The 8,370-nt window shown below is 60.9% G+C and carries 8 protein-coding genes and 1 pseudogene; 5 read left to right on the forward strand and 4 right to left on the reverse strand.

What is annotated here, in order from left to right:
* From JTP94_RS06455 to JTP94_RS06465, 3 genes and pseudogenes are all read right to left on the reverse strand, one after another.
* Positions 1-250, reverse strand: a pseudogene (locus JTP94_RS06455) (alkene reductase); the annotation flags it as partial.
* 59 nt (positions 251-309) lie between these two features.
* Positions 310-699 (reverse strand): nuclear transport factor 2 family protein, encoded by a 390-nt coding sequence (locus JTP94_RS06460; protein WP_204849715.1) that lies wholly within the window; start codon positions 697-699, stop codon positions 310-312.
* Positions 700-774: 75 nt separating this feature from the next.
* On the reverse strand, positions 775-1,374 hold the full coding sequence (locus JTP94_RS06465; protein ID WP_204849716.1) for an NADPH-dependent F420 reductase: 600 nt from the start codon (positions 1,372-1,374) through the stop codon (positions 775-777).
* Positions 1,375-1,494: 120 nt separating this feature from the next.
* Here JTP94_RS06465 and JTP94_RS06470 point away from each other — a divergent pair, with 120 nt between their 5' ends.
* Positions 1,495-2,442: a LysR family transcriptional regulator gene (locus JTP94_RS06470; RefSeq protein ID WP_204849720.1), complete on the forward strand. Its 948-nt coding sequence runs from the start codon at positions 1,495-1,497 to the stop codon at positions 2,440-2,442.
* Here JTP94_RS06470 and JTP94_RS06475 read toward each other — a convergent pair whose 3' ends face one another.
* Positions 2,443-2,805 carry a hypothetical protein gene (locus tag JTP94_RS06475; RefSeq protein WP_246754687.1) on the reverse strand — a complete coding sequence of 121 codons (363 nt, stop codon included), beginning with the start codon at positions 2,803-2,805 and terminating at the stop codon, positions 2,443-2,445. It lies immediately after the preceding gene.
* A gap of 592 nt (positions 2,806-3,397) precedes the next feature.
* Here JTP94_RS06475 and JTP94_RS06480 point away from each other — a divergent pair.
* The 4 genes from JTP94_RS06480 to JTP94_RS06495 all read left to right on the forward strand — a co-directional run bounded on the left by JTP94_RS06480 (position 3,398) and on the right by JTP94_RS06495 (position 8,029).
* Complete coding sequence (locus tag JTP94_RS06480) at positions 3,398-5,017, forward strand: GMC family oxidoreductase (protein ID WP_204849717.1); 1,620 nt, start codon at positions 3,398-3,400, stop codon at positions 5,015-5,017.
* A 31-nt stretch (positions 5,018-5,048) separates the two neighbouring features.
* Positions 5,049-5,816: an SDR family oxidoreductase gene (locus tag JTP94_RS06485; RefSeq protein WP_204849718.1), complete on the forward strand. Its 768-nt coding sequence runs from the start codon at positions 5,049-5,051 to the stop codon at positions 5,814-5,816.
* Between the two features lie 66 nt (positions 5,817-5,882).
* Entirely contained in the window at positions 5,883-7,349 is a 1,467-nt protein-coding gene (locus tag JTP94_RS06490; protein WP_204849719.1) for an aldehyde dehydrogenase family protein, read from the forward strand.
* 56 nt (positions 7,350-7,405) lie between these two features.
* On the forward strand, positions 7,406-8,029 hold the full coding sequence (locus JTP94_RS06495; protein WP_246754689.1) for an NADPH-dependent F420 reductase: 624 nt from the start codon (positions 7,406-7,408) through the stop codon (positions 8,027-8,029).
* The last annotated feature ends 341 nt before the right edge of the window (positions 8,030-8,370 follow it).

Raw genomic sequence — 8,370 nt, forward strand, 5'->3', positions numbered from 1 at the left:
AGCCGGCGACCTGTGCATCGCTGAAGATGCCGGGGGTGCGCGGATAACCCTTGCCCTGCGCCGAGATCTGCGAGCCCTCGGTGATGATCAGGCCGGCCGTCGCGCGCTGACGATAATATTCCACCGCCAGCGATGTGGGCGCGTCACCCTCGCCGGCCCGGCTCCGAGTGAGGGGCGACATCACGGCGCGGTTGCGCAGCGTATAGGGTCCCAGTTGAATGGGTGACAGCAGCGTCTTGGGTACGGGCATCGGTTGGTGTCCTCTTAAAGGTCGTTTTAGTGTTCGGGTAGCGGGCTTGGCTGTCCGGGTCAGGCCGGCATCGGATCGAGGAAGACGTAAAGCTTCGTGATCTTACCATCCACGATCTCGACGACGTCGGTGCCACTCACGATGGGTGGTCCTTCCGCCGGGCCGAAGTGCCAGCGCATGCGGCCGATACCGTGATGGCCGACAGCAGGACCGAACGTTCCAAAAACGAAGCTCGATGGCGCTTTCGACAAGATCGCATCAACCACGTGATCGACGCCGTCATAACCCGTCGCTTCGGCATCAGGCTCATAGACCGTTACCGTTTCGGCATAAATCTCACGGATCGCCACGCGACGCTTTTCAGCGTCGCGCTCGGCAAAAACGCGATAAAGATGTGCCTGCATGAGACCGTCATAGTCGATGGTCGAACCTGTCTGTTGATTGGTCATGTTTCACCTTTTGACTTTGAATATTCCAGGGAAGCGGGCGCCAAGCCCGCCCCTCTCAATCGCATCAAGCGCGGATCACTGATTGAGCTGGACCAGATTGACGATGGCCAGCGGGCCTCCGGGGAACTGCACGAGACGGCTCTGTTCAAGGCCACCGAGGTCAATCGACACATAACCCACCTTGACGATCAAATCGCTGACCGCCTTCTTGGCGTCCGCATCCTCGCCGGCGACGAAGAGCACACGACGACCCCCGTCTACTTTCGGGTCGGCCTCCAGAACGGGCGCGACCAGATGATTGAACGCCTTAACGACGCGCGCACCGGGAGCCCATTCGGCCACAGCCTGGCTCGACGCCCGACCGCCAAGATCGATGGGCTGGTAGGACGGCACTTCGACGGCATTGTTGGCATCGACGAGGATCCGACCGTCCCACGGGCCAAGATTCTTCAACGCGCCCTCGATCCGATCCCAGTTCACCGCCAGAAAAACGATGTCGGCTTGTGCGGCTTCCTTGAGGGTGACAGCCTTTGCATTCGGGCCTAGCTCACTGACCAGCGCCTGAAGGGTTTCTGGACCCCTGCTGTTGGCGATCGACACTTCGATGCCGTTGCGGGCGAATTTGCGGGCGATAGCCGAGCCAATAGCGCCGGCGCCGATAATTGAAATGCTCATAATGCTTTCCTTTTTCGAGAGGACGATGATGTTGTTGGGGGGTAATTAGGCGCGTTCTGATGATAGCGGTAGTTGGCGCCGAGTTGTATCTGTTTCAAACATTCGTTATGACTGATGCTTATGGAAACCCTCGCCAATCTGGAATCCTTCGTCCGAAGCGCCGAAAGCGGCAGCTTCTCCCTGGCAGCGCGGCGGCTGACCCTCACGCCTGCCGCGGTCAGCCGCAACGTCGCGCAGCTCGAGCGAAATCTGGGCGTCAGGCTGTTCCAGCGGAGCACGCGCGGCCTGACGCTGACTGAGGCGGGCGACCGCTTCCTGCAGTCGGTGCGCAGTGGTCTCGACAGCATTCAGGGGGCGATTGCGGACATTACGCTCAATGCCGGCCAGCCCGCCGGCATCCTTAGGCTGAACGCGCCGGCCGGTTTCGGGGTGCAATTCCTGTTGCCTCTGATGCCCGCCTTTCTCGAACGGTATCCGGGGGTGACGCCGGACTGGTACCTCGACAATCGTCCGCTCGATCTGATTTCCGGCGGATTCGACGCGGCCATCGGCGGTGGTTTCGACCTGCCCGATGGTATGGTGGCGCGGGAGTTAGGGCGGATTCATCTGATCGCTGTGGCATCGCCAGCCTTCATGCGCGGCAGGAGCCGGCCCGAAGATCCAGCCGGGCTCGCGCAGCTTCCCTGCGTGGCCATGCGCTCGCCGCTCAGCAGCCGCCTGCGCACCTGGGTGATGCGAAACGCCACGGGCGCGGAGATGACGGCCGTCGAGAAGGCTGTAATGATCGTCAACGATCCCGACGCTCTGTGTTCGGCGACCCTCATGGGCATCGGCGTCGCTCTGGTTGCTCTGCCGCTTGCCGCTCCGCATCTGGAAAGTGGCGCATTAGAACGGCTGTTGCCCGAATGGCACGTCGATGTCGGGCCAATGTCGGTCTACTTCACCAGCCAGAAGCTGCTTCCCGCCAAGACACGCGCCTTCGTCGATTTCATCACCGACGCATTCCGCACTCAAAAGCTGACGCAGGTTGTGCCAGTCCCGCATACCACCGGCAAAGGCACTCTTTAATCAGGCGTCAGCATAGTTTCTGGCACGGACAATGTCTCGACGGCGTGAACGCTTTTCCCACTCGCGCACCCGGCACGTATTGCTTGAAAATTTGCTTGAGTATTTTCCTCCCAAATCGACCGGCTTGATGCCACAAGCCGCCAACGGATTGCTTGGGTCTTTCGCGTCCGGGGAGGCTGGATCGAGGAACACAACCGGGTTGGTGCCGTCCACTACAATGCGACCGTTCCAGGCAGGCAAGCTGCCGAACACTTTTTCGACATCGACCCAGCGCTTGCAGCTTCTTCGTCCGTGCCTGCCGTGATGGAAGGGCCAAGTTCCTCGATCAATGATGAGGAGCAAGCGGATGATTAGCAGAAGCAACCATGACGAATTCGACACTCGTGACACGTTCGGCCAAGAGATCCGCTGGTAAGGTTGGCAGTGACCCAACTAGACCAAAACTCGCGCCGCCACCGATCGCCGGCTGCACTACGCCACCCAATGCTTCAACATAGAGCCGTCGTAAAGGGGTGACCGGGAACCCTGCCCTGAATTCAGCGCGACGTCGACAAATGCCATATGGGAAAGAAGACGTCGATAACTGCTGTTACGAACGTCCGATTGGTCGAAAGAAACACCATCGAGATGTCATGTCCTCTTATCGCCTCAACCGATGGATTGCATCGACAAATACAGGCTGTGCCGAGTTTCGCAAGCGTGGCAAATCACACATCGTCGTTTGATATCAAGGAGACTGCGATGGCGAAGGGGGCCCGCTGCGATCACGTGGCTGTCATGGAGGATTCCAGTCGCGGGTTCGACACGTTCCGGCGTGCCCTTGCGCGACCACCTTTACGCAGTCCCGGCTGCTGCCTAGGTGTCGCAGCTCAATCGCACCATCAAAAAACGTCGAATGCCGACCGCGCTGCACAAAGCAGCGTGTCGGCCAATTCTCAAGCAAGGATTGGCAAATATGACTAACATAGATAATCCCCTCACCTCCGGACCCAATCGCCGCGAATTCCTCGCAGGCGCTGTCGCCGCCGCAGCCGGTCTGACCGCCGCCGGTACAGCCAGCGCGCAGACGAAAAGCGGCGCTCGCTTTGACGTCGTCATTGTGGGCGGCGGTTCCGCTGGCGCCGTGCTCGCCAACCGGCTGAGCGCAGATCCGGTGCGGCGCGTGCTGCTGATCGAAGCCGGCAAGGCTTATGCGCCGAACGCCTATCCCGATCCCGTTCGGCGGCAGGATCTCGTCGGCGGCGACCCGCTGCATGACTGGGGCTTCCAGAGCGAGCCGGGCGTGCTTGGGCGGAAAATTCCGCTCAATCGCGGCAAGGTGCTGGGCGGTTCGTCGGCCATCAATGGCGCCGTGGCGATGCGACTGCCGAAGTCCGACCATGATCGCTGGGCAAGGGAACATGACCTCGGCTCACTGAGCTGGAATGCGACACACCCCTTCTACAAGTCGCTGGAACGGACGTCCGGCAAGGGCGGTGAGGGCCATGACGGACCTTTTCCTGTCCACCAGCTTGGTGAGGAGGAGGTCTCCGATCAGCATCGCGCCTTTATCGCGTCGGCGCTTGCCGCCGGCCATCAGCGCTCGGCGGGTTTTGCCACTGAACAGCCGCTGGGCGTTGGTCCTTATGTGATGAACACTCGCATGGGCGTGCGCCTCAATACCGGCATGACGCTACTGAGCGACTCGGTTCGGGCGCGCCCCAATCTGACGATCCGCGACGAAACCCTGGTCGATGCAGTTGTCGTCGAGGCAGGACGTGTAACAGGGGTTCGGCTGGCAGGCGGAGAAGTCGTAGCAGCGGGCGAAGTCATCCTGTCCGGCGGCACCTACGCCAGTCCAGCGATCCTGATGCGATCGGGCATCGGCCCGGCTGATGCGTTGCGCCGCCTCGATATCCCGGTCATCGCCGATCTGCCGGTCGGTCACCGGCTGCAGGATCATCCGCTTGTTCCGACGGTATGGTCAATCCGCAAGGAGGCGGTCGGGCTGCCCTACCCACCGATCGGCGCCATGCTGTGGACACGCTCGCGCCACGCGATCGGCGACGAAGCCGATCTCAACATCAGCACCGCGACGCTGCCGGACGACGGCAAATCATCGGCCGGCGCGATGTTCCTGCTCTTCGCAGCCCTCGTGCGTCCGCGTTCCGTCGGTTCCCTCACCATCGCCAGCCGTGATCCCAATGCGGCGCCCGTCATCGATCTTGGGTTCCTCAAGGACAATGCCGACCGCGAGCGCTTGATCGACGGTGTCGAGATGATCCGCGATATCGCGCGCCACAAGCCCTTTGCCGACATGATCAGCGGCGAGTTGGCGCCAGGACCAGCCAGCCGCGATCGCGCTTCGATCAACTCCGCGTTGGCGGCTTCCGTTATCACCTACCAGCATCCAACCTCCACCGTGCCGATGGGCGGCGCCAAGGATCCGACCGCCGTCGTCGACATTGAAGGACGCGTTCGCAGCGTGGCTGGTCTGCGCGTCATTGATGCCTCGATCTGGCCGGACGTGCCCTCCGTCGCCACGGGGTTCCCGACCATGATGCTGGCAGAACGTATCGCCGCGAAAATGGCCTAGGCAGTACGCGTGACTGGTAAAGGAGAAGAATATGGCTTCCAATACACCTAAACTGGCTCTTGTCACCGGCGGAAGCCGAGGACTTGGCCGCAATACCGCACTTGCGCTTGCTAAAGATGGCGTCGACGTCGTCATTACCTATCACACTCACGATGACGACGCTCAGGCCGTCGCGCGCGCGATTGATGGAATGGGGAGAAGAGCGGCTGTTATCCGGCTCGATACGTCCGATGTTTCCACCTTTCCGGCATTCACCGATACATTGCGCGAGATCCTGAAGACGACCTGGTCGCGAGACAATATCGATTTCCTGGTCAACAATGCCGGCATAGGTCTTGCCGCTCCGATTACTGGCTGCAGCGAAGAAATGTTCGACCGGTTGATGGCCGTCCATCTCAAGGGCGTGTTCTTCCTGACCCAGTCATTGTTGCCCGTGATCGCCGATGGCGGCCGCATCGTGAACCTGTCCAGTGGCCTGACTCGTTTTTCGCTTCCGGGCTACGCGGCCTACGCGATGATGAAAGGCGGGATCGAAGTCTTTACGCGATACCTCGCCAAGGAACTCGGGCCGCGCGGCATCGCCGTCAATACCGTCGCCCCTGGCGCCATTGAGACAGATTTCGGCGGTGGTGTCGTTCGCGACAATGCCGGGCTCAACAAGATGATCGCTGGGCAAACCGCGCTCGGCCGTGTGGGCCTGCCTGATGATATCGGACCGGTGATTGCTTCACTGCTGTCCGATGGCACTGGATGGATCAACGCGCAGCGTATCGAGGCCTCTGGAGGAATGTTTGTGTGATGGGACGTCGGCGGCCGCGTGAGCGGCCATCCGGCACTGTTTTGTGATAACCGAATGGTGTGTGACATGAGCGATATTGATACCCACGACTATCTTGCTGGCGGGACATGGAAGAAGGCTTCGGGCAATGCGACTTTCGATGTGCTGGAGCCCTATAGCGGCAAGCTGATGTCGCGTGTTGCGGCGTGCGGCGGCGCCGAGGCGCAAGACGCGATCGAAGCGGCCCAGCAGGCGTTTCCGGCTTGGGCGGCGATGACGGCGTCCGATAAGGCCGCCCTATTCCTGAAGGCCGCACAGATCTATCGCAGCCGAACGGACGAGATCGCTGATATCCTATCGCGCGAGACCGGGAGCACGATATCCTTTGCGCGTTTCCAGCAAGGCCTGGTCGTCCAGAACTTGGAAGCGGCGGCGGGCTGGGTCCACAATCCTCGGGGCGAGACGTTCCCGAGTGATGTCCCCGGCCGGTTTTCGTTCAGCATCCGCCGCCCGCTCGGCGTCGTTGCCTGCTTCACGCCCTGGAACGGCGCCAACATCCTGTCCTGGCGTGCGGCGCTGGGACCACTGGCGGCGGGCAACACCGTCGTCATCAAGCCGTCTGAATTTGCACCGGTCTCGGCTGGCCTGATGGTCGCCCGGATCGCCGAAGAAGCGGGCTTCCCGGCCGGTGTCGTCAATGTCGTCCCGCATGCTCCGGGAGGGGCAGGCGCGATCGCCGACGCGGTTTTCGCCTCTGAGCACGTGCGCTGCATCAATCTCATCGGCGGGGTCGGCACGGCACGCATCCTGGCCGAGCGCGCCGGCCGGACGCTCAAACGCTCGGTGCTCGAGCTGGGCGGCTACAACCCGCTGATCATCCTCGACGACGTCGATGTTGATTATGCGGTACGCACCGCCGTGTTCGGATCGTTCTTCCATCAGGGGCAGATCTGCATGAACACGCGCAAGATCATCATCGACCGCAAGCTGCATGACGAATTCCTCGACAAGTTCGTCAAGCGCGCCCGCCAGTTGCCGATGGGTGACCCCTCCAATCCCGAGACACTGATCGGCCCGCTGATCAACACCGCGGCGATCGAGAAAGTCCACAAGGGCGTTCAGGAAGCGGTGTCGCTCGGCGCCCGGATCGAGACGGGCGGAACGTTCGATGGACAGGTCTACCATCCGACCATCCTGACGAAGGTTCCCTATGAAGCGACAATCTCCAACCAGGAGACCTTCGGGCCGGTCGTCATCGTCGAGCCGGTCGATACGGTCGAGGATGCCGTGAGGGTTGCGAACCGCACATCCTATGGCCTCGTCGCGTCGATCCTAAGTGGCGACAGCTACCGGGCGCTTGAGCTCGCGCCGCGGATCCAGGCCGGGGTGGTCAACGTCAACACGGCCACAGTCAATGACGAGGCGCATGTACCGTTGGGCGGTGTGCGTGATAGCGGTTGGGGCCGAACCGGACCGGACTGCATGAAGGATTTCACCGACACGATCTGGATCAATGCCCGCCACAGCGGTAACGAAGCCCAGTATCCGTTTTAAGAGGTCGCGGTAAACGAGGGCTGGCAGCCTGTCTAGGCCGCCAGCCTGCAGCACATTTGAACGGAACAAGCAAGGAATCAACCATGTCCAGCATTGCTATTCTCGGCTCCGGCAAAATCGGTTCAGCACTGGCAGCGCGGTTCCATGCGGCCGGCATTCCCGCGGTCATTGCCAACAGCCGCGGTGCCGCGTCATTGGCCGAATTCACAGATCGCTTCGAAAAAGGTATCAAGGCCGTTGAGGCTCGAGATGCGCTCAATGCCGATATCGTCATACTCGCGATGCATTTCGACTCCGTCCCGGTGGCGGTCGGAGGAGTTGGCGACTGGGCGGGCCGAATCGTCGTGGATGCGACGAACGCCATCAATTTCCCAGACTTCACGCCACGCGATCTCGACGGAAAACTCTCCACCGAGGTTGTGTCTGAACTCGTGCCCGGTGCTCGCGTCGTCAAAGCATTCAATACGCTTCAAGCGCCGGTGCTTGCCGCTGATCCCGGCACAGCCGCCGGCCGCCGCGTCCTATTCCTGTGCGGCAACGAAAAAAGCGCAAATCGAACAATTTCTGGTCTGATCAACGACCTTGGTTTCTTTCCCATCGACCTCGGGCCGCTTTCGGCCGGCGCCCCGATGCAACAGTTTAATGGCCCTCTCGCAAAGATGAATCTTCTGAAAGACTGAAATGCTCGGCGCAACCGAGGCAGCTAGTAACGGATGCTACCGATATCCACGTCGCACTGGCAATAAGGTTCGGGCTTTACATCGGTTGACCCGATGGAAAACATCAGGAAATACCGGCTTTTCTCCCTTATCCCTGCGTGCCACCCTATCGCAGTCAGCAGAGGCTTCAACAACATTTCGCAGCCTTTGATAACCGCCTTGTGGCAAAGCAAACGGATCTGTTCCATGACGACCATTCTGCATATCGATTCAAGCATTCTCGGCGGCTATTCGGTCAGCCGGACGTTGACCGCCGACATCGTCGCCAAGCAGCTGGCGCTTCATCCGGGCGCTCGGATCAT

It is taken from the genome of Martinezella lusitana (assembly GCF_016901135.1).
Classification (GTDB): domain Bacteria; phylum Pseudomonadota; class Alphaproteobacteria; order Rhizobiales; family Rhizobiaceae; genus Rhizobium; species Rhizobium lusitanum_D.